This is a genomic window from Pantoea sp. DY-5 (genome assembly GCF_019795955.1).
Classification (GTDB): Bacteria; Pseudomonadota; Gammaproteobacteria; order Enterobacterales; family Enterobacteriaceae; genus Pantoea; species Pantoea leporis.
This window is the reverse complement of sequence record NZ_JAIMIE010000004.1, coordinates 216,490-236,187: the sequence shown is the minus strand read 5'-3', so window position 1 is coordinate 236,187 and position 19,698 is coordinate 216,490. Positions and strand designations below refer to the sequence as shown.

Here is a 19,698-nt window from a genome sequence, read left to right as displayed (position 1 = left end):
GGGCGACGCTGAGTCGCCCCACTTAATGGTTATTCCTCTTCTTCTTCCAGCGCTTTCACCGTTCCCGGCAAAATGCCATCGGCACGGAACATCGATTTAATCCCCCGCACCGCCTGACGAATACGATCGCTGTTTTCAATCAGCGCGAAACGCACGTGGGTATCCCCGTAATCACCGAAACCGATGCCCGGCGAGACGCACACTTTGGCCTCCTGCATCAGTAATTTGGCAAACTCCAGTGAGCCAAGATGCGCGTAGTGATCGGGAATTTTCGCCCAGACGTACATCGACGCCTTCGGCAGATCGACCATCCAGCCCGCTTCGTGCAGGCCTTTCACCAGCACATCACGGCGGCGTTTGTACTGTTCAGCAATATCGCGCACGCACTGTTGATCGCCTTCCAGCGCCGCAATCGCTGCGACCTGCAGTGGCGTGAAGGTGCCGTAATCGTGATAACTTTTGATGCGCGCCAGCGCGGAGACCAGCTCTTTGTTACCGACCATAAAGCCGATGCGCCAGCCCGCCATGTTGTAGCTTTTCGACAGGGTAAAGAATTCTACCGCCACATCACGCGCGCCTGGCACCTGCATAATCGACGGCGCTTTCCAGCCATCGTAGGTGATATCAGCGTAGGCGAGATCGTGGATGACCAGCACGTTGTACTGCTTCGCCAGCGCGATGACGCGCTCAAAGAAGTCGAGCTCAACGCATTGCGCCGTAGGGTTCGACGGGAAGCCGAGAATCATCATTTTCGGTTTGGGATAGCTTTCGCGAATCGCCCGCTCCAGCTCGTTGAAGAAATCAACGCCCGCTACCAACGGAACAGAACGCACCTGCGCGCCAGCAATGACCGCGCCGTAAATGTGAATCGGATAGCTGGGATTCGGCACCAGCACGGTGTCGCCGTGATCGAGCGTGGCCAGCATCAAGTGCGCCAAACCCTCTTTGGAGCCGATGGTGACAATCGCTTCCGATTCCGGATCGATCTCCACCTGATAACGATCTGCGTACCAGCGCGAAATCGCGCGACGCAAACGGGGAATACCTTTCGAGGTTGAGTAACCGTGCGTGTCTTCGCGCTGCGCCACCTGGCAGAGTTTTTCGACGATGTGCGGCGGCGTGGGGCCATCCGGATTGCCCATCGAAAAATCGATGATGTCTTCGCCGCGCCGACGCGCAGCCATCTTCAATTCAGCGGTAATGTTAAAAACATACGGGGGAAGGCGTTCAATACGCGAGAAACGACGGGGTGTGCTGTTATCAGCCATGATGTCCTCTGGTTTACGTAAGCGCCCGGACCGTCCGAGCGACGTGGGTCACTGTGGTGACCGCACCAAGAACATAACGCGCTGATAACAAGATTGTCGAGAGCAGACGGAAATTTTTTTAATGTTGCGGATTCAGGCGGCCAAACACCCAATCGCTTACCCATTGGCCGTTTAGCAGATAATTATCCCGCAGCGTGCCCTCAAGAACGAAACCATTCTTCTCCAGAATGCGGCGTGACGGCCAATTTCCCTCAATCACCATCGCTTTCAGTTTATGAAATTCTACCTGCAGCAAAAATTGGCACAGCGCGTCGAGCGCTTCACTGCCATAACCCATGCCGGTAAACGCCGCGCGCAGCATGTAACCCACTTCGGCCTGACGATAAGGATGCCACTCGGCGCTGCAGCCAAACAGGCCGATCGGCTCGCCGGTTTCCCGGATGCGCGCCACCAGACACAGCATATGAAAACTGCTCGCCTGCCATGGCGCCAGACGCTCAGTAAAGCGTTGACGAATATCATTTTCATCCGGGATTTCACTGACCCACGTCATGGTCGCGCGGTCCTGATGTACAGCCTTGAAAATCTGCCAGTCTTCAGGTTGAAGCCGACTAAGGGACAAACGTGGAGTGAGTAATTGCATGGCTGAGCTCCCCTTTTTTTATACGGCAACATAGCAAACCGGAGTATTCACAACCAGCGATCGGCGCACGCTTTAGCTAATCCTCTTTTTTCTGGTCAAGTTTTCCTCTTTTGGGGAGGTCGCCATGAATGGCGACCCTACAAAGTCGTAACGATATTGATCCGCCATTACGTCGTAGGGGCGCCATTTATGGCGACCTGCATATTAAAAATTGATCTCGACTACGAGAAAGGTCTGCTGAATGCTGTGGCGCTGGCGCATCGTGATCACATTTTTTATCATAGCCTCCCGTTTCTTGCCTGAGAGATGCCCTTGCCTTCCCACTTCGACATGCTGCTGGCGGTTTTTGACCGCGCGGCGCTGATGCTGATTTGCCTGTTCTTCCTCACTCGCACGCGGGTGTTTCGTCAGCTGCTGCAAAAAGATGAGCATTCGGTGCGAGAAAAACTGGTGGTGACGGCAATATTCTCGCTGTTTGCGCTGTTCAGCACCTGGTCAGGCATTAACGTCGACGGCTCTCTGCTCAATGTGCGCGTGATTGCGGTGATGTCCGGCGGCATTCTGTTTGGTCCGTGGGTAGGCATCGCCACCGGCGTGATTGCCGGTTTGCATCGCTATCTGATTGATATGGATGGCGTCACGGCGGTGCCTTGCCTGATCACCAGCATTATTGCCGGCATCGCTTCGGGCGTGATCAACCTCCGGGTGAATAAAGAGCAGCGCTGGCGCGCCGGTATTCTTGGCGGCATGTTGTGCGAAAGCCTGACTATGCTGCTGATTGTGCTGTGGGCCAAGCCGATGACGCTGGGACTGGCGATTGTGTCCGAGATTGCACTGCCGATGATTCTGGGCGCATCAAGCATCGGTTTAATCGTGCTGCTGGTGCAGAGCGTCGAGGGTGAAAAAGAGGCGATTGCGGCGCGTCAGGCCAAGCTGGCGCTGGAGATCGCCAACAAAACATTGCCGCTGTTTCGCCAGGTTGATAGTCAGTCGCTGCATAAAGTGTGCGATATCATCCGCACCGACATTCACGCCGATGCGGTCGCCATCACCAACAACAAACAGATTCTCGCTTACGTCGGTTACGGCGAGCAGAATTATCACAACGGCGATGATGCCATTAGCCCGACCACCGCACAGGCGATCGCCAGCGGAAAAATCATTATTAAGAACAATGATGAGGCGCATCGCACCAAAGATATTCACTCGATGCTGGTTATTCCCCTTTGGGAAAAAGGGGAAGTGACAGGCACGCTAAAAATCTATTATCGCCGTGCGCATCGCATCACCGGTTCACTGAAAGAGATGGCGATTGGGCTGTCGCAAATCATCTCAACGCAGCTGGAAGTGTCGCGGGCTGAACAACTGCGCGAGATGGCGAACAAAGCAGAACTGCGCGCGCTACAGAGCAAAATTAACCCGCATTTCCTGTTTAACGCCCTGAATGCTATTTCCTCTTCGATTCGTCTTAATCCGGATACCGCGCGCCAGTTGGTGATCAATCTGTCACGTTATCTGCGTTACAACCTCGAACTCAACGATGACGAGCTTATCGATATCAAGAAAGAGTTGTGGCAGGTGAAGGACTACATCGCGATTGAGCAAGCGCGTTTCGGCGATAAGCTGTCGATGATTTATGACGTGGATGAAGATCTGCACTTCACACTGCCCAGCCTGCTGATTCAGCCGCTGGTGGAGAACGCCATCGTGCATGGCATTCAGCCTTGCCGCGGCAAAGGCGTAGTGACGCTGAGCGTGAAGGATTTAGGCGATCGGGTGCGCGTTGCGGTGCGCGATACCGGTGATGGCATCAGCGATGATGTGATGAGCCGCGTGGCGCGAAACGAGATGCCCGGCAACAAAATTGGTCTGCTAAATGTGCATCATCGCGTTAAGCTGCTCTCCGGCCAGGGCTTGGTCATCACCCGCCATCATCCCGGCACGGAAATCGCCTTTACGCTTAGCAAGAATGGCCAGCGGCTGCCTGCCCCGCTGCGCCCCACCACGGAAACCGCCACGTGAAAGCCATCATCGTTGAAGACGAGTTTCTCGCCCAGCAAGAGTTAAGCTGGATGATTCAGCAACATAGCCAAATCAGCGTTGAGGCCTGCTTTGATGATGGGCTGGAAGTGCTGAAATATCTGCAGAACCATCGTGTGGATGTGATTTTCCTCGATATCAACATTCCTTCGCTTGATGGCATGCTGCTGGCGCAAAACATCAATCAGTTTGCTCATAAGCCATTGATTGTGTTTATCACCGCGTGGAAAGAGCATGCGGTTGAAGCGTTTGAGCTGGACGCGTTTGACTACATTCTCAAGCCGTATCATGAGTCGCGCATCATGACCATGCTGCAGAAACTGGAAGCCAGCGCGCAACAGCAGTTGCAACCACAAAACGCAGCCACCAGCTCGCCACAAACCGTCAATCTGGTGAAAGATGAACGCATTATCGTCACCGATATCAACGAGATCTATTACGTTGAGGCGCACGAGAAGTTGACGTTTGTGTATACGCGCCGCGAAGCCTATGTGATGTCGATGGTGATCAGTGAGTTTTGCAACCGTTTGCCGGAACAGCAGTTCTTCCGCTGCCATCGCTCTTACTGCGTCAACCTGAGCAAGATTCGTGAAATCGAGCCGTGGTTTAACAATACCTATTTGGTGAAGTTGCGTGATTTGGATGCGCAGGTGCCGGTGAGTCGCAGCAAGGTGAAAGCCTTTCGGCAGTTGATGAGATTATAAGGCGAACGGCGGATGCCGCTCGCCTGCGTGTTTACAGCTCGCGGCCCAACACCTGACGCAGGTGCGCACCGGCGCCGAGTAAGCCCGGCTGATCGTGAGTGATCATATATACCGGAATATCGACCAGATAATCGCGGAAGCGACCTTTATCTTCAAATGCCGCGCGGAAACCGGAAGCTTTAAAGAAATCGAGGAAGCGCGGCACAATACCGCCCGCGATATAAACGCCGCCGAAGGTGCCCAGATTCAGCGCCAGGTTGCCGCCAAAACGGCCCATAATCACGCAGAACAGCGACAGCGCGCGACGGCAATCAATGCAGGTATCTTTTAATGCGCGTTCGGTAACATCTTTAGGCTTGAGGTTTTCTGGCTCACGCTCATCAGACTTCACGATGGCGCGATACAGATTGACCAAACCGGCACCGGACAGCACGCGTTCCGCCGAAACGTGGCCAATCTCCGCGCGCAGCACTTCGAGAATTTCACCCTCTTCTTCGCTATTTGGCGCGAAGTCGACGTGACCGCCCTCGCCCGGCAAGCTGATCCAGCGCTTATCCACGTGCACCAAATGGCTGACGCCAAGGCCGGTGCCCGCACCATAAATCGCGATAGGCTTGCCTTCAACCGGCGCTCTACCGCCGAACTGAATCACTTCCTGTTCGCTCAGCATCGGAATCGCCATGGAAACGGCGGTGAAATCATTAATGATTTCCAGGCTTTCCAGCGCCAGATGCTCTTTCATCACTTTGGTCGAGAACGCCCAATCGTGGTTGGTCATCTCCACCCAATCGCCGGTAATCGGACAGGCAATGGCGATACAGGCGTGCTTAATGTCCTGTTTTTGCTCGTCCAGATAGTGGCGAATCACCGCTTCGAGATTGTCGTAGTCTGATGTTGAGAAAGTTTGGGCTTGCGAGATAGCGCCGTTTTCTACCTCACACAATGCGAGACGGGCATTGGTACCGCCCACATCGCCGACCAGGGCGTATGTTGTCATTCTTCTGCTGCTCCGCTTGGGTCATAAACAATTGCAGGACACTATAAAAGCCTGCCAATAAAACAACAACGCCCACCTGCACGATGGGCGTAATCCATTCAAAGATGCTGCACAGCCTACCGATCACCTGCCCGACTTCCCAGCGGCAACTTTCCGAAATTTAGCCACTATTACGCTGATGCAATGCGGCGGTGACCTTACGCAGCAGCGGCGGCAAGTCCTGTTTGTCCATCACCACTTCCACCAGCGACAGACGTCGATTCCGCATTAATTGTTCCATCACCGCGTCGAGTTGCACCGTTTCGCTGACGCGCCAGCTTTGCGCCGCACAGTGCTGGCTCAGCGCCTGCGGTAGCGCGGTCCAGTTCCATTGCGCGATATCATTGTAACGTTGCTCAGCACCGTGAATCGCGCGCTCAACGGTATAACCATCGTTATTAATCAAGAAGATAATCGGCTGCTGGCCGTCGCGTAGCATCGAACCTAACTCCTGAATCGTCAGCTGCGCAGAGCCATCGCCAATGATCAGGATGACCCGCCGATCTGGCTGCGCGGTTTGCGCACCAAAAGTGGCGGGTAAAGTATAGCCAATCGATCCCCACAGCGGTTGCACCAACAGTTGTGCATCCTGCGGTAAACGCAGCGCCGCCGCGCCAAAGGCCGCAGTGCCTTGATCGGCAAGGATAATATCACCGGGTTGCAGGAAGCGCTGCATCGCCTGCCAGAATGCCTGCTGACTGATTACCGCCGCAGCAATTTGCTCACTTTCCTCGCACTCAGGCGCATCTGCCAGCCGCCAGTGCGCGCAGTGACGCTGATAAATCGGCGTCAGCGCCGCCAGCGCCTGCTGCATGCTCAACGGCGCAAACACCTCGCCAGCGACCGTGGCCTGAAACGGCTGCAGATCGATCACGCGCTCGGCGGGCAGATTTTGTGTGAAGCCGGCGGTTAAGGTGTCGGTAAACCGCACGCCGACGCACAGCGTAACGTCGGTATCTTCGATGGCCTGACGCACCGCATCGCTGCTGCCTTGCGCGGCGTACGTACCGACGTAACCCGGCTGCTGCTCGTTCAGCACGCCTTTGCCCATCAATAAGGTGGCAGCAGGAATCGCGCGCAGCTGGCGCAACGCCTCGAGCTGCGGCTGCAACTGCCAGCGTGAGGCAAGGAAATCCGCCAACAGCGCCACGCGTTGCGCCGGTGCCAGCAAACGTTCTGCCGCATCGGCAAAGGCCGCAGCAACCTGCTGAGGGTTTTCTGCAGCTGTGACTTTCTCGTCAGGGAACGTAATTTCAGCCGCCGCCACATCCACCGCCAGCAATAAATAGCCGGGACGATGTTGCGTTAGCGCCTCGCTGATAACGCGATCGATCTCCGCCACCGCGTTTTTCGCCGTCAGCACCGCCGATGCCACACTTACTTCCTGCGCCATTCGCAGGAAATGACCAAAATCGCCGTCGCCCAGCGAATGGTGCACGCAATCACCCTGCTGCTGTGCCTGACTGGCGGGCGCGCCAACGATATGAATCACCGGCACATATTCGGCATAGCTGCCAGCGATACCGTTGATGGCGCTGAGCTCGCCGACCCCAAACGTGGTCAGCAGTGCCGCCGCACCGTTGCAGCGCCCGTAACCATCCGCCGCATACGCCGCATTCAGTTCATTGGCACAGCCAATCCAGGCAATATCGGGATGCGCAATCACGCTGTCGAGGAATTGCAGGTTGTAATCGCCCGGCACGCCGAACAGATGTCGGATGCCGCTTTGCTGTAATCGGTGCAGTAAATAATCGCCAACGTTGAGGGTTTTCATCGACAGCTCCTTGTTAAGGGGATAATCAGGAGTATTAGCGATGTGGCTGAATTGGCGAGATATTCACCATCGTGGTGCGGTGATTTGTGGCAAGCATTCGTTACGACGACAGATAATTCTGTAAGTTGCGATCCTCGGCGCGTTTCGCCTTAGTGTAAACGCATACACTGCTATGCTGATGTCACTTTCTCCCCTATTGAGACAGGAACGCTGCATGAGTGCTTTTCCCCATCCCGAACGTTATCAACAGATGCAATACCGTCGCAGTGGCCGTAGCGGCCTGAAGTTACCGGCGATTTCACTGGGTCTGTGGCATAACTTTGGCGACAGTACGCGCGTTGATAACAGCCGCGAACTGCTGCGCCACGCCTTTGATCGCGGCATTACCCATTTCGATCTCGCCAATAATTACGGCCCGCCACCGGGATCGGCAGAGTCCAACTTTGGTCGCATTCTGCGCGAGGATTTTCAGGGGCTACGCGACGAGCTGGTGATCTCAACCAAAGCCGGTTACACCATGTGGGACGGCCCGTACGGCGATTGGGGTTCACGCAAATATCTGATTTCCAGTCTCGATCAAAGTCTGAAGCGCATGGGATTGGAGTACGTTGATATCTTCTATCATCACCGTCCCGATCCCGAAACGCCGCTGGAAGAGACCATGCGTGCGCTGGATCAGGTGGTGCGTCAGGGCAAGGCGCTTTATGCCGCCATCTCTAACTATCCAGCAGACAAAGCCGCCGAAGCGATTGCGATTCTGCGCGACCTCGGCACGCCATGCCTGATCCACCAGCCGCGTTATTCGATGTTTGAACGTACGCCTGAGCAGGGTTTACTGGATGTGCTGGGCGACAACGGCGTTGGTTGTATCGCCTTCTCGCCGCTGGCGGGTGGCGTGTTAACCGACCGCTATTTGCAGGGCATTCCGCAAGATTCGCGCATCGCCAGCGGCAGTAAGTTCCTGAATGAAAACCAGTTGACGCAAGAGAGGATGGAAAAAGTGCATCAGCTGCAGGCGATCGCCCAGCAGCGCGGCCAGAAGCTGGCGCAAATGGCGCTGAGCTGGGTGCTGCGCGATGCGCGTGTCACCTCGGTACTGATTGGTGCCAGCAAAACCGCGCAAATTGATGATGCGGTTGAGATGTTGAGCCAGCCGGTGCTGAGCCAGGACGAGATCGACGCCATCCACAATATCTTAGTGTAAACGTTTACCCGCCCGGCATTTGTCGGGCGTTTTCCGCAGCAGAAAATTCTCATTTCAGATTTCCCTCAGCGTTTTCAGACTGATTCTCAAGGCTTACCTGGTCCGATGTGGCAAACTAGCGCAACGGTGGCAGTTATAAGCTACTGAAAAGGAGAAGTTATGAAACGTGCCATTTTGTTTGCCGCCTTGCTGGCAACCTTATCCCCGTTGGCTATCAGCACAGCACAAGCCGACAGCGCCACCATCAATTTGGGTCCGGGCGTTACGCTGCATCTCGGCGATCGCGATCGTCACGGTAATTACTGGGACGGCGGTCGCTGGCGCGAGCCGCGCTGGTGGAACGATCGTTATCAGTACAACGATCATCGCTGGTGGCGTCACGAAGAGTGGAAACGTCATCGCGCCTATGAACGTGAGCGCGAACGCCGCTGGCATGAGCGTGAACGTCGTGAACATCACCGCCACGATCATCGCCATGATGATCGTCGAGGTCACCACGATCACCATCATCACTAAACAAAAAATCCCGCACAATGGCGGGATTTTTCTTTTCTCTGGCAGTTACCAACCGAGCGCTTCGCCGACCAGCAAATAGAGATTGAGGGCGATCACCAGCACCACAATCAGCCGCCCGGCATTCTGCATCAGGCGTGAGTTCACCATCTCATCGCCCATCAATTCGCGGTTGCCGGTAAAGGAGAGCAGCGGAATCAGCGCCAGCGCGATACCGAAACTCAACAGCACCTGACTCATTACCAGAATGCGCGTGGGATCCCAGCCCGCCCAAATTACTATAAAAGAGGGCAACATGGTGATAGTGCGGCGGAACCACAGCGGAATGTGGAAACGGATAAAGCCCTGCATCACTACTTGTCCCGCCAGCGTGCCGACCACGGTAGAAGAGAGACCGGCAGCCACCAGACTCAAACCGAACACAATCGCCGCCGCTTCACCCAACAGCGGTTGCAGCGTTAAGTAAGCCTGATCGAGATCGACGATGCTGGAGTGACCGCTAAAGTGAAATGCCGCGGCGGCGGTGGCCATCATCGCCAGATTCACAAAGCCAGCGATGGTCATGGCGATAGCCACATCCAGCTTGGTTGAACTGTAACGTTGCGCCTTGCTGCCTTTATTGCCGTGCTGCGTCAGCGCCGAGTGCAGATAAATCACGTGCGGCATAATGGTGGCGCCTAACACACCAGCAGCGAGGAATACCGCATCCGATGTTGGCAGCGATGGCAGCGCCATGCCAACCACCAGCTCACTCACTTTAGGCTGGGAGAAAAACAGCTCCACAATATAAGCCGCCGCTACAAACAGCAGCAGACCGCCAATCACCAGTTCCAGCGGCTTCTGCCCGCGACTTTGCAGCATCAGAATCAGGTAGGTCGCGATACCGGTTAACACCGCACCCTGCAGCAGGGAAATGCCAAGTAATAGCTTGAAGCCGAGCGCCGCGCCGATAAATTCAGCGAGATCGGTGGCCATGGCGATGATTTCCGCCTGCACCCAATAGAACCACACCGCAGGGCGCGGGAAGCGATCGCGGATGTGTTCTGCAAGATTTTTGCCGGTAGCAATGCCCAGCTTGGCGGACATCAGCTGGATCAGCATCGCCATGACGTTGGCCCACACCACAACCCATAACAGCTTATAGCCATAGGCGGCGCCGGCCTGAATGTTGGTCGCGAAGTTGCCGGGATCGATGTAGCCAATCGCCGCAATAAAGGCGGGGCCCAGCAGCGCGAGTTTGATCTTTCTGGCTCCGCGAGCGGCGCGCTCGGCGGTGCGGCTTTCTAGCATAGTTTTACCCTGTCCTAATGCTTGTTGACCTGTCCAGATTAAGGGTCATTCAAGGCAGATGAAATTTGGTTATAGTTATTGTAGTAATAGATGGTGCTATAAAGTATAGCCATTGCTATACATTGCGGTAAAGTCAGTTCTTGCTTAAAACAAGTGCAACGCAAAAGACTCTACTCTTGGGTTATTTTATAGACAATGTTTTTGTGGATATTTCTTGTGATGAATTTGTAATAGGGTTGTGAGCGGTCAGACTTATCTGAGAAAAAACGCGATAGCGAATACTTATAATGTGGTTTTGATCTCGTTTTTAAGTAACGCGTTACATAGAATACGCAACAAAATACAACCCTCCTCAAATTTGGAGCCGACATGTCCCATGTTTTGCATTTTCTTTTAGCACTAGTGGTGGTAGCGGTGCTGGCCTTGCTGGTCAGCCACGATCGTAAAAGCATCCGTCTTCGTTATATCGTTCAACTTCTGGTAATCGAAATTCTGCTGGCCTGGTTCTTCCTGAACTCCTCCATCGGTCTCGGCTTTGTGCAGGGCTTCGCAGGTTTCTTTGATCATCTGCTCAAATATGCCGCCGAAGGTACCAATTTCGTGTTTGGCAATATGAGCGAAAAAGGTCTCGCTTTCTTCTTCCTTAACGTGCTTTGCCCCATCATTTTCATCTCTGCGTTAATCGGTATTTTGCAGCATTTCCGCATCTTGCCGTGGGTGATTCGCGGCATTGGTACCGTGCTGTCCAAAGTAAACGGTATGGGCAAACTGGAATCCTTTAACGCCGTGAGCTCTCTGATTTTGGGACAGTCAGAAAACTTCATCGCTTATAAAGATATCCTTGGCAAAATGTCACAGCGCCGTATGTACACCATGGCAGCGACTGCCATGTCGACGGTTTCGATGTCAATTGTCGGCGCCTATATGACCATGCTGCAGCCAAAATATGTGGTGGCCGCGCTGGTATTGAACATGTTCAGCACCTTTATTGTGCTGTCGCTGATTAACCCGTACCGCGTGGATAGCGAAGAAGATCTGCAATTGCAGGACCTGCATAAAGGCCAGAGCTTCTTCGAAATGCTGGGCGAATACATCCTCGCCGGTTTTAAAGTTGCGATGATTGTTGCCGCAATGCTGATTGGTTTTATCGCCTTGATCACCGGTCTGAACGCGCTGTTCGACCTGATTTTCGGCATCAGCTTCCAGGGCGTGCTGGGTTATGTATTCTATCCATTTGCATGGGTGATGGGTGTTCCTTCACACGAAGCGCTGCAGGTGGGCAGCATCATGGCCACCAAACTGGTTTCCAACGAATTCGTGGCAATGATGGATCTGCAGAAAATCGCCGGTCAGCTGTCGCCACACTCAGAAGGTATTCTCTCGGTGTTCCTGGTCTCCTTTGCTAACTTCTCCTCTATCGGGATTGTGGCGGGCGCGATTAAAGGTCTGCACGAAGAGCAAGGTAACGTGGTTTCACGCTTCGGCCTGAAACTGCTGTACGGTTCAACGCTGGTGAGCGTGCTGTCAGCCGCTATAGCTGGTCTGGTATTGGCCTTCTGATATACGGGGCGAGCTGCGGCTCGCCCTTCTCTTCTTAATTATTTCAATCGGTTCTAATCCGCGTCGCTTCCGCTTTTCCCCCGCTATCACCCGCTTCACTGTTAAACGCAAAACCTTTGCACAATATTGAATTTCCGTTCACACCGCCTGCGCCCGTAGTTTTTCTCCATGACGTCACTTCAGGAGAACCGCATGAGCATTCAATTCCTTGGCATGATTGGCCACCGCCTCGCTTCCGAAATTATTCCGGCTAGCGGCCCGCTGTTCGATAAAGAGTACATTGCGCGTTTTGCGCGTGCGCATGAAGACGCTGGTTTTGATCGCATTCTGGTGGGCTATTGGTCGGATCAGCCGGATGGCTTTCTGGTGACCGCGCACGCGGCGGCGCACACCTCGACGCTGAAATTTTTGCTGGCGCATCGCCCCGGCTTTGTCTCGCCGACATTAGCGGCGCGCAAACTGGCTTCCCTTGATCACCTCACCGAAGGCCGTTTAGCGGTGCACATTATCAGCGGCGGTAGCGATGCCGAGCAGCGCCGCGACGGTGACTTCCTCAATAAAGCCGAGCGCTATGCGCGTAGCGATGAGTTCCTCACCGTATTGAAGCAGAGTCTCGAATCCGCGCAGCCGTACGATCATCAAGGCCGGTTTTATCAGGCCGAGCAGGCGTTCTCAGCCATCAAACCGCTGCAGAATAAACTGCCCATCTATTTTGGCGGATCGTCGCAGGAGGCGATTGATGTTGCAGCACGCCATGCCGATGTGTTTGCGCTGTGGGGCGAGCCGCTGAAAGGCGCGGAAGAGACGGTACGCAACGTGCGTGTCGCTGCCGCCAGACAGGGCCGCGAAATTAACTTCAACATCTCGTTCCGGCCGATTCTTGGTACAACTGAAAAAGAAGCCTGGGAACGTGCGGAGCACATCCGCGCCACGGCTGAAAAACAGCTTAACGAAAGTGGCTTTGCCTTTGGTAAGGCGAAGCCGCAGAGCGTTGGCGCGCAGCGTTTACTCGCCGCCGCCAATGAAGGCGATCGTCTGGATAAAGTGCTGTGGACCGGCGTCGCAAAACTGGTTCAGGGCGGCTACAACTCCACTGCGCTGGTGGGAACGCCGGAGCAAGTTTCCGATGCACTGCTGGAATATTATCGCCTTGGCATTCATAGCGTTTTGATTCGCGGCTTCGATCCGCTTAACGATGCGGTGGAATATGGTCGCGAGCTGATTCCGCTTACGCGCGCGAAAGTCGATGCGCTCTCAGCCGCCGAGAAAAGGAGCGCCTGAAGCTTATGAGCCAGTATCAGCACCAGCGCCTGCGTGATTTTGTCGCCAATCTTGCCAACTTGCTGGATGCGCAGCCGGAGGAGGCCACGGTGTTGCAACGTGGCAGCGCGTGGCTTGGCGAGTTGATTCGCCACGACGACTGGCTGGACGACGCCTTTACCCAACCTCATCCCGAACACTATCAACAATATTTGTTGTATGCCGATGCGCAGCAGCGCTTCTCGGTGGTGAGTTTCGTCTGGGGACCGGGCCAGCAAACGCCGATTCACGACCATCGCGTATGGGGATTGATTGGCATGCTCCGCGGCGCAGAGATTTCACAATCCTGGCAGCCGGGGCCAAACGGATTGCAGCCGGAAGGCGCGCCAGTCCGACTCGATCCCGGCCGCGTTGAAGCGGTATCGCCGACGGTAGGCGATATTCATCGCGTCAGCAACGCCTATGACGACCGCGTCTCCATCAGTATTCACGTTTATGGCGCCAACATTGGCGCGGTCAAACGTGCGGTCTACCGCGAAGACGGCAGTGAAAAAACGTTTATCTCCGGTTACAGCAACCGTTACTTACCGAACATTTGGGACCTTTCACATGACTAAATCGGTTTTCCCTTTACGCCAGGCGGCGGAAATTATTGAGGCCCTGCGTCAGCAGCAGGAAGTGGCGATTGTCGATGTGCGCGATGAAGCGCTTTTTGCCACCGCGCATCCGTTGTTTGCGGTGAATATTCCACTGTCAAAACTGGAGCTTGAGCTGCTGGACCGCATTCCGCAGCGCACCACCGCGATCACGCTGTATGACGGTAACGAAGGCCTGGCGCAAACCGCTGCCGAACGGATTGCCGCGCTGGGTTACAGCAACGTCGCGCTGCTGGCAGATGATTTGGCCGGCTGGCAAGCGGCGGGCGGCGAACTGTTTATCGACGTGAATTCACCCAGCAAAGCCTTTGGCGAGCTGGTTGAGCATCACAATCACACACCTTCTTTGTCTGCGGACGAGGTGCATCAGCTGATTAACAGCGATGCTAACGTGGTAGTGCTCGATGCGCGTCGTTTCGATGAATATCAAACCATGAGTATTCCAGGCGCCACCAGCGTGCCGGGCGGTGAACTGGTGCTGCGCGTGCGTGACATCGCGCCATCGCCGGAGACCACAGTGATTGTTAACTGCGCCGGTCGCACGCGCAGCATCATTGGCACGCAATCGCTGGTGAACGCCGGGATTCGCAATCCGGTGTTCGCACTGCGTAATGGTACCATCGGCTGGACGCTGGCCGGGCATGCGCTGGATAAAGGCCAGTCGCGCCGCTACGGCGAGGCCAGCGAAACCGCACAGCATCAGGCGGCGAACAATGCGCGCATCATCGCCGATCGCGCCGGTGTGGAACGTATCCCACTCGCCACGCTGAAGCGCTGGCAGCAGGAGACGCGCACCACTTATCTGTTTGATGTGCGTGATGCCGACGAATACGCTGCCGGGCATCTGCCTGGCAGCCGCCATGTGCCGGGAGGTCAACTGGTGCAGGAGACCGATCATTACGCCAGCGTGCGCGGTGCGCGCATCGTGCTGATTGATGATGACGGCGTGCGCGCCAATATGACCGCATCCTGGCTGGCGCAGCTTGGCTGGCAGGTTTCGGTACTGGAGGAGCTGCAGGCCAGTGATTTCAGTGAACGCGGTAACTGGAAAGCGCAGGTGCCGCCCGTCGCTCAACCCGAATTCATCTCACCGCAACAGTTGGCGGAATGGCTGCAGGAAGGACAAACGCAGGTACTGGATTTCACCACGCGCGCGAACCATCTCAACAGCCATATTCCGGGCGCGGCCTGGTTGCTGCGCTCTACCCTGCAGCAGCAAGGCAAAGCATTGTTGCCGGAGGCACGTCGCTATGTTCTGACCTGCGGCAGCAGCCTGCTGGCGGGTTATGCGGTGGAACAAGTGGCTGAGCTGACCGGCAAGCCGGTGTTTGTGCTGGAAGGCGGTAACGCTGCCTGGCGCGGTGCGGGTTTGCCAACGGAGCAAGGAGAGCAGCATTTGCTGTCACCGGCCATCGATCGCTATCGTCGCCCGTATGAAGGCACCGATATTGAAGCGGGCGTGATGCAGGCGTATCTGGACTGGGAATACGGCTTGGTGGCGCAGCTGGATCGCGATGGCACGCACGGTTTCCGGGTGCTGCAGTTGCAGCCGCAGGTAGCAACCGTCTGATAGCGTATTATGTGGGACGTATTGCTCGCGTACAGGTTGGTCGCCATAAATGGCGACCCTACAACGACAAAAATCGCAATTGATTGCGTTGCGTTTAGAGGATGATTTTTTGAATGTGTTCAGAACGAACAGAGATTTGGTGGAGATAAGCGGGATCGAACCGCTGACCTCTTGCATGCCATGCAAGCGCTCTCCCAGCTGAGCTATACCCCCACATCTGGAAATCATTTTTCGGTCAAACCGTTGGGAGCGGTTTGGTGGAGATAAGCGGGATCGAACCGCTGACCTCTTGCATGCCATGCAAGCGCTCTCCCAGCTGAGCTATACCCCCGAACCGAAAAACTGCCGAGTAAACTCGACGGACGGGATAATATGAAACCGCCCCTTGAGTGTCAACGTCAAATTCTCGTTCTGTGTTTGATCGCTGAAAAAGGCGTCAACCCCGCGTCAGCATGGTTTTTTTTCAACACGCCATCCCGCTTCGCGACTATTTATATGCATTATCCAACAATGCTTCCCCACTCCAACCTCAACCCAGCGTTAACTTTAGGTTAAAGATGTTAGAAGCAGTCTTGTTTTCGTTAAAAGTGCGTGTAAAACTTAGCGCGCTAATTAACCGGTCATCCTACCAGGGTGTTCTCTCAATGACCGGCCAGCAACGTCCCCATTAATCCATAAAAGAAAAGTGAACTATGTCGCTGCATACACCTAAAGAGATCGCCCAACTGGCGATTCAAGCTGGCGTGGCTAAAAGCCGCCTGCCTATCTCCACCTTGTTGATTCTTGGCTTTATGGCCGGTGCGTTTATCGCCACTGGCTTCCTGCTCGATCTGCATGTCATTAACCAACTGCCTGCTGAATGGGGTTCATTCGGCGTGCTACTCGGCGCTGCGGTGTTCCCGGTCGGGTTGATCATGACGGTACTGGCGGGCGGCGAGCTGCTGACCGGCAATATGATGACGATGCCCATCGCCTGGTTCGCTCGTCGCATCAGTGGCTTCAGCGTTCTGCGTAACTGGTTTTGGGTTACCCTCGCCAATTTCATTGGCAGCGTTGCGGTTGCTTGGTTCTTTGGTCACATGCTGGGCATGACCGAAGGCGATTACCTGAAAAAAACCGTGGCGATTGCGCACGCAAAAGTGAATGCCGATTTCCTGCATGCCTTTATTTCCGGCGTGGGCTGCAACTGGCTGGTGTGTCTGGCGGTGTGGCTCGCCTTCGCCAGTAAAGATGTAGTGGGTAAAATTTTCGGTATGTGGTTCCCGGTGATGGCGTTCGTGGCGATTGGCTTCCAGCACGTCGTCGCAAACATGTTTATTGTTCCGGCGGCAATTTTTGCCGGCCAGATGAGCTGGGCGGAATTTGCGCCAAACGTGATCGCGGTGTTCCTCGGTAACGGCGTGGGCGGTGCAATTTTTGTTGGCCTCACCTATTTCATCGCTTTCCGTCCGGAACAAGCCGCAGTGAGCCAGGCGCAATAACCTAATTTTGCCTTTTGTTGGAGAGCAGAAGGCATTTTCTGTTCAGGTTACTTTTCCCCGTTACGTTTTGTTGTAATATGTAGAACTAATGTATTTAACAGGGACAGCATCGTGAAAAAGGAATGGCTTACCCCCGAGGAGCTCGCGCAGGAAACGGGCTACAGTCGGCAAACGGTGAATAAATGGATCAAGCGTGAAAACTGGACAACCACGCCAAAGCCCGGTGTTCAGGGCGGTAAAGCGCGATTGATCCATATAGATGAGCGCGTAAAGAGCTTTGTTCAATCCACCCGCCACGCGAACGAACCGGCGGCTAATTACGGTGCACAACAAAATACGTTACCTGCGTTATTAATAAATTCTGTCCAGCAAATGACGGCAGCGGAGCAAGATCAATTTGCGGCGTTGTTGTTGCGGGAGGGAATTCGAGGCGTACTGGAACGTCTGGGGATTCAGGAAGAATAAATAAGCCGGAAGCAGATGCTTCCGGCTTTTTCATATTATGCGTTTGCTTCGCGCTCCGCGATGAATGCCAGCGCTTTTTCGATTCGCGCAACGCTGCGGCTGCGACCAATTGCTTCCACCGTCACATCCAGCGCCGGTGACTGACCAGAACCGGTCACCGCTACACGCAGTGGCATACCGACTTTGCCCATCCCCAGCTCCAGCTCATCTGCCGCAGACTGAATTGCATGATGCACATTCTCTGCGTTCCAGTTGCTGTCGCTGATTGCAGCCAGTTTGTCGCGCACCACTTCCAGCGGCTGACGCGCGACCGGACGCAGATGCTTCTTCGCCGCGTCAGCATCAAAGGCTTCAAACTCTTCATAAAAGTAACGGCAAGATGCCGCGATCTCTACCAGGGTTTTGCAACGCTCGCCCAGCAAGGTAACCAGCTTTGCCAGCTCCGGACCGGTGCGGGTATCAATCTTCTGCTGTTCAATATGCCATTGCAGCTGCGTAGCAACGTACTCCGGCGGCAGCGTATTAATGTAGTGATGATTCAGCCACTGCAGTTTTTCAGTATTGAAAGCACTGGCCGACTTACTCACGGCATCCAGAGTGAACAGCTCTGCCATTTCCGGCACGCTGAAAATCTCCTGATCGCCATGTGACCAGCCAAGACGTACCAGATAGTTGAGCAGCGCTTCCGGCAAATAACCGTCATCACGATACTGCATCACGCCAACAGCGCCATGACGCTTGGACAACTTCTTACTGTCATCGCCGAGGATCATTGATACGTGCGCGTAAGTTGGCACTTCTGCACCGATCGCTTTCAGGATATTGATCTGGCGTGGCGTGTTGTTGATATGGTCTTCACCACGAATCACGTGAGTGATGCCCATATCCCAGTCATCCACCACCACACAGAAGTTATAGGTGGGTGAACCGTCGGTACGGCGAATGATCAGGTCATCCAGTTCCTGGTTGCTGAATTCAATCGGACCACGAATCTGATCGTCAAAGATGACAGAACCGTCCTGCGGGTTGCGGAAGCGCACCACGCACGGCTCATCAGCGGCGTGATGTTCATGGCTGTCGCGGCAGCGGCCGTCATAACGCGGCTTTTCGCCTTTTTCCATCTGCTCTTCACGCAGCGCATCGAGACGTTCTTTACTGCAGTAGCATTTATAGGCCGTGCCCGCTTCCAGCATGTCGTCGATCACCGCGTTGTAGCGATCAAAACGCTTGGTCTGATAATACGGACCTTCATCCCAGTTAAGGCTCAGCCAGTTCATACCATCCATGATGGCTTCAATGGCTTCCGGTGTGGAACGCTCCAGATCGGTATCTTCGATACGCAGAACGAATTCGCCTTTGTTATGGCGAGCATAAAGCCAGGAGTAAAGAGCAGTACGAGCACCGCCTACGTGCAGATAGCCCGTTGGGCTGGGTGCGAAGCGAGTTTTGATTTTCATTCAGCATTGCCTTAAATGCGCAGGTTTCATTGTCTGGATGACAAAAAAACGGGTTAACGCGAAAAAACAGTGCGCACATTCTAGCAGGTGAGGCTGATTCCTCAATGATTGTCGCGGTGGCATCCCGGTTTGCTGTGCGCTTTTCTGCTAATAAAACCAGCACATTGGCGAAAAGCGCCCCACGATGATTATTTTTAAAGCGAACGCACATTTAAGTTTTAAAAACCGTTGACTCACTTTGAAGGATCCCTATAATGCGACTCCACACAGCGGGGGTGATTAGCTCAGTTGGTAGAGCATCTCCCTTACAAGGAGGGGGTCGGCGGTTCGAGCCCGTCATCACCCACCACTCTTTAGAAGGTTTAAAGATGGCCCGCAGTGAACAAGAGATAAGATATGGGTGATTAGCTCAGTTGGTAGAGCATCTCCCTTACAAGGAGGGGGTCGGCGGTTCGAGCCCGTCATCACCCACCATATCTTAGTCAGATGACACTCTTGTTAAGCAGTACCGAAGTGGGTGATTAGCTCAGTTGGTAGAGCATCTCCCTTACAAGGAGGGGGTCGGCGGTTCGAGCCCGTCATCACCCACCACTTCGGGTCGTTAGCTCAGTTGGTAGAGCAGTTGACTTTTAATCAATTGGTCGCAGGTTCGAATCCTGCACGACCCACCAATGTAGAAAGGCGCCCTAAAGGCGCCTTTTTGCTATGCGTTAAATCTGTGGTTAGCGCCAAATCCTAACAACCCCTTTTCGCAAGTTTAACACTCCCTGCCCTCAA

At 54.6% G+C, this 19,698-nt stretch carries 16 protein-coding genes and 6 tRNA genes; 14 read left to right on the top strand and 8 right to left on the bottom strand.

The window, feature by feature from the left end; genetic code table 11:
- Positions 1-29: 29 nt before the first annotated feature.
- Together alaC and K5Y30_RS14755 are read right to left on the bottom strand one after the other, a co-directional pair.
- Positions 30-1,268, bottom strand: a complete 1,239-nt coding sequence (gene alaC / locus K5Y30_RS14760) for an alanine transaminase (protein WP_008101332.1) — start codon at positions 1,266-1,268, stop codon at positions 30-32.
- Positions 1,269-1,386: 118 nt separating this feature from the next.
- A complete protein-coding gene (locus K5Y30_RS14755; protein WP_222184573.1) occupies positions 1,387-1,911 on the bottom strand; it encodes a GNAT family N-acetyltransferase in 525 nt (174 codons plus the stop codon).
- Between the two features lie 330 nt (positions 1,912-2,241).
- Here K5Y30_RS14755 and K5Y30_RS14750 point away from each other — a divergent pair, with 330 nt between their 5' ends.
- Both K5Y30_RS14750 and K5Y30_RS14745 read left to right on the top strand, forming a co-directional pair.
- Positions 2,242-3,933: a sensor histidine kinase gene (locus K5Y30_RS14750; RefSeq protein ID WP_304623904.1), complete on the top strand. Its 1,692-nt coding sequence runs from the start codon at positions 2,242-2,244 to the stop codon at positions 3,931-3,933.
- Positions 3,930-4,655 carry a LytTR family DNA-binding domain-containing protein gene (locus K5Y30_RS14745; RefSeq protein WP_222211934.1) on the top strand — a complete coding sequence of 242 codons (726 nt, stop codon included), beginning with the start codon at positions 3,930-3,932 and terminating at the stop codon, positions 4,653-4,655. Before K5Y30_RS14750 ends, K5Y30_RS14745 begins: the two co-directional genes overlap by 4 nt.
- 31 nt (positions 4,656-4,686) lie before the next feature.
- Here the strand turns inward: K5Y30_RS14745 and glk are convergent, their stop codons facing one another.
- The gene (gene glk, locus K5Y30_RS14740) at positions 4,687-5,652 is read right to left on the bottom strand and encodes a glucokinase (RefSeq protein WP_101763595.1); all 966 of its coding nucleotides are present in this window, start codon (positions 5,650-5,652) and stop codon (positions 4,687-4,689) included.
- 160 nt (positions 5,653-5,812) lie between these two features.
- Positions 5,813-7,465, bottom strand: coding sequence for an alpha-keto acid decarboxylase family protein (locus K5Y30_RS14735; RefSeq protein ID WP_222211932.1), 1,653 nt, complete (start codon positions 7,463-7,465; stop codon positions 5,813-5,815).
- Positions 7,466-7,679: 214 nt separating this feature from the next.
- On the opposite strand from K5Y30_RS14735, the gene mgrA reads away from it, so the two are divergent.
- On the top strand, positions 7,680-8,669 hold the full coding sequence (gene mgrA / locus K5Y30_RS14730; RefSeq protein ID WP_222211930.1) for an L-glyceraldehyde 3-phosphate reductase: 990 nt from the start codon (positions 7,680-7,682) through the stop codon (positions 8,667-8,669).
- 159 nt (positions 8,670-8,828) lie between these two features.
- Entirely contained in the window at positions 8,829-9,185 is a 357-nt protein-coding gene (locus K5Y30_RS14725) for a DUF2502 domain-containing protein (protein WP_101763592.1), read from the top strand.
- 45 nt (positions 9,186-9,230) lie between these two features.
- Here the strand turns inward: K5Y30_RS14725 and K5Y30_RS14720 are convergent, their stop codons facing one another.
- Positions 9,231-10,472 carry an Nramp family divalent metal transporter gene (locus K5Y30_RS14720; protein WP_008101352.1) on the bottom strand — a complete coding sequence of 414 codons (1,242 nt, stop codon included), beginning with the start codon at positions 10,470-10,472 and terminating at the stop codon, positions 9,231-9,233.
- 369 nt (positions 10,473-10,841) lie between these two features.
- On the opposite strand from K5Y30_RS14720, the gene K5Y30_RS14715 reads away from it, so the two are divergent.
- The 4 genes from K5Y30_RS14715 to K5Y30_RS14700 all read left to right on the top strand — a co-directional run bounded on the left by K5Y30_RS14715 (position 10,842) and on the right by K5Y30_RS14700 (position 15,518).
- Complete coding sequence (locus K5Y30_RS14715) at positions 10,842-12,032, top strand: NupC/NupG family nucleoside CNT transporter (protein WP_101763591.1); 1,191 nt, start codon at positions 10,842-10,844, stop codon at positions 12,030-12,032.
- Between the two features lie 192 nt (positions 12,033-12,224).
- Complete coding sequence (locus K5Y30_RS14710) at positions 12,225-13,313, top strand: LLM class flavin-dependent oxidoreductase (RefSeq protein ID WP_222211928.1); 1,089 nt, start codon at positions 12,225-12,227, stop codon at positions 13,311-13,313.
- A 5-nt stretch (positions 13,314-13,318) separates the two neighbouring features.
- Positions 13,319-13,909 carry a cysteine dioxygenase gene (locus K5Y30_RS14705; RefSeq protein ID WP_101763589.1) on the top strand — a complete coding sequence of 197 codons (591 nt, stop codon included), beginning with the start codon at positions 13,319-13,321 and terminating at the stop codon, positions 13,907-13,909.
- A complete protein-coding gene (locus K5Y30_RS14700) occupies positions 13,902-15,518 on the top strand; it encodes a rhodanese homology domain-containing protein (protein WP_222184563.1) in 1,617 nt (538 codons plus the stop codon). The genes K5Y30_RS14705 and K5Y30_RS14700 overlap by 8 nt, the downstream gene beginning before the upstream one ends.
- A gap of 137 nt (positions 15,519-15,655) precedes the next feature.
- On the opposite strand, the gene K5Y30_RS14695 is transcribed toward K5Y30_RS14700, so the two are convergent.
- Positions 15,656-15,731, bottom strand: a tRNA-Ala gene (locus K5Y30_RS14695).
- Between the two features lie 42 nt (positions 15,732-15,773).
- Positions 15,774-15,849: transfer RNA gene (locus K5Y30_RS14690), tRNA-Ala, on the bottom strand.
- Positions 15,850-16,210: 361 nt separating this feature from the next.
- On the opposite strand from K5Y30_RS14690, the gene K5Y30_RS14685 reads away from it, so the two are divergent.
- Positions 16,211-16,999 carry a formate/nitrite transporter family protein gene (locus K5Y30_RS14685; protein WP_222184561.1) on the top strand — a complete coding sequence of 263 codons (789 nt, stop codon included), beginning with the start codon at positions 16,211-16,213 and terminating at the stop codon, positions 16,997-16,999.
- Between the two features lie 111 nt (positions 17,000-17,110).
- Positions 17,111-17,464, top strand: coding sequence for a YfeC-like transcriptional regulator (locus K5Y30_RS14680; protein WP_101763586.1), 354 nt, complete (start codon positions 17,111-17,113; stop codon positions 17,462-17,464).
- A gap of 35 nt (positions 17,465-17,499) precedes the next feature.
- On the opposite strand, the gene gltX is transcribed toward K5Y30_RS14680, so the two are convergent.
- Positions 17,500-18,921, bottom strand: a complete 1,422-nt coding sequence (gltX, locus tag K5Y30_RS14675) for a glutamate--tRNA ligase (RefSeq protein WP_101763585.1) — start codon at positions 18,919-18,921, stop codon at positions 17,500-17,502.
- A 273-nt stretch (positions 18,922-19,194) separates the two neighbouring features.
- Between gltX and K5Y30_RS14670 the strand changes: the two genes are divergently transcribed.
- The 4 genes from K5Y30_RS14670 to K5Y30_RS14655 all read left to right on the top strand — a co-directional run bounded on the left by K5Y30_RS14670 (position 19,195) and on the right by K5Y30_RS14655 (position 19,592).
- Positions 19,195-19,270, top strand: a tRNA-Val gene (locus tag K5Y30_RS14670).
- A gap of 49 nt (positions 19,271-19,319) precedes the next feature.
- Positions 19,320-19,395, top strand: a tRNA-Val gene (locus K5Y30_RS14665).
- A gap of 41 nt (positions 19,396-19,436) precedes the next feature.
- Positions 19,437-19,512: transfer RNA gene (locus K5Y30_RS14660), tRNA-Val, on the top strand.
- Between the two features lie 4 nt (positions 19,513-19,516).
- Positions 19,517-19,592 (top strand) — tRNA-Lys (locus K5Y30_RS14655).
- Positions 19,593-19,698 lie beyond the last annotated feature (106 nt).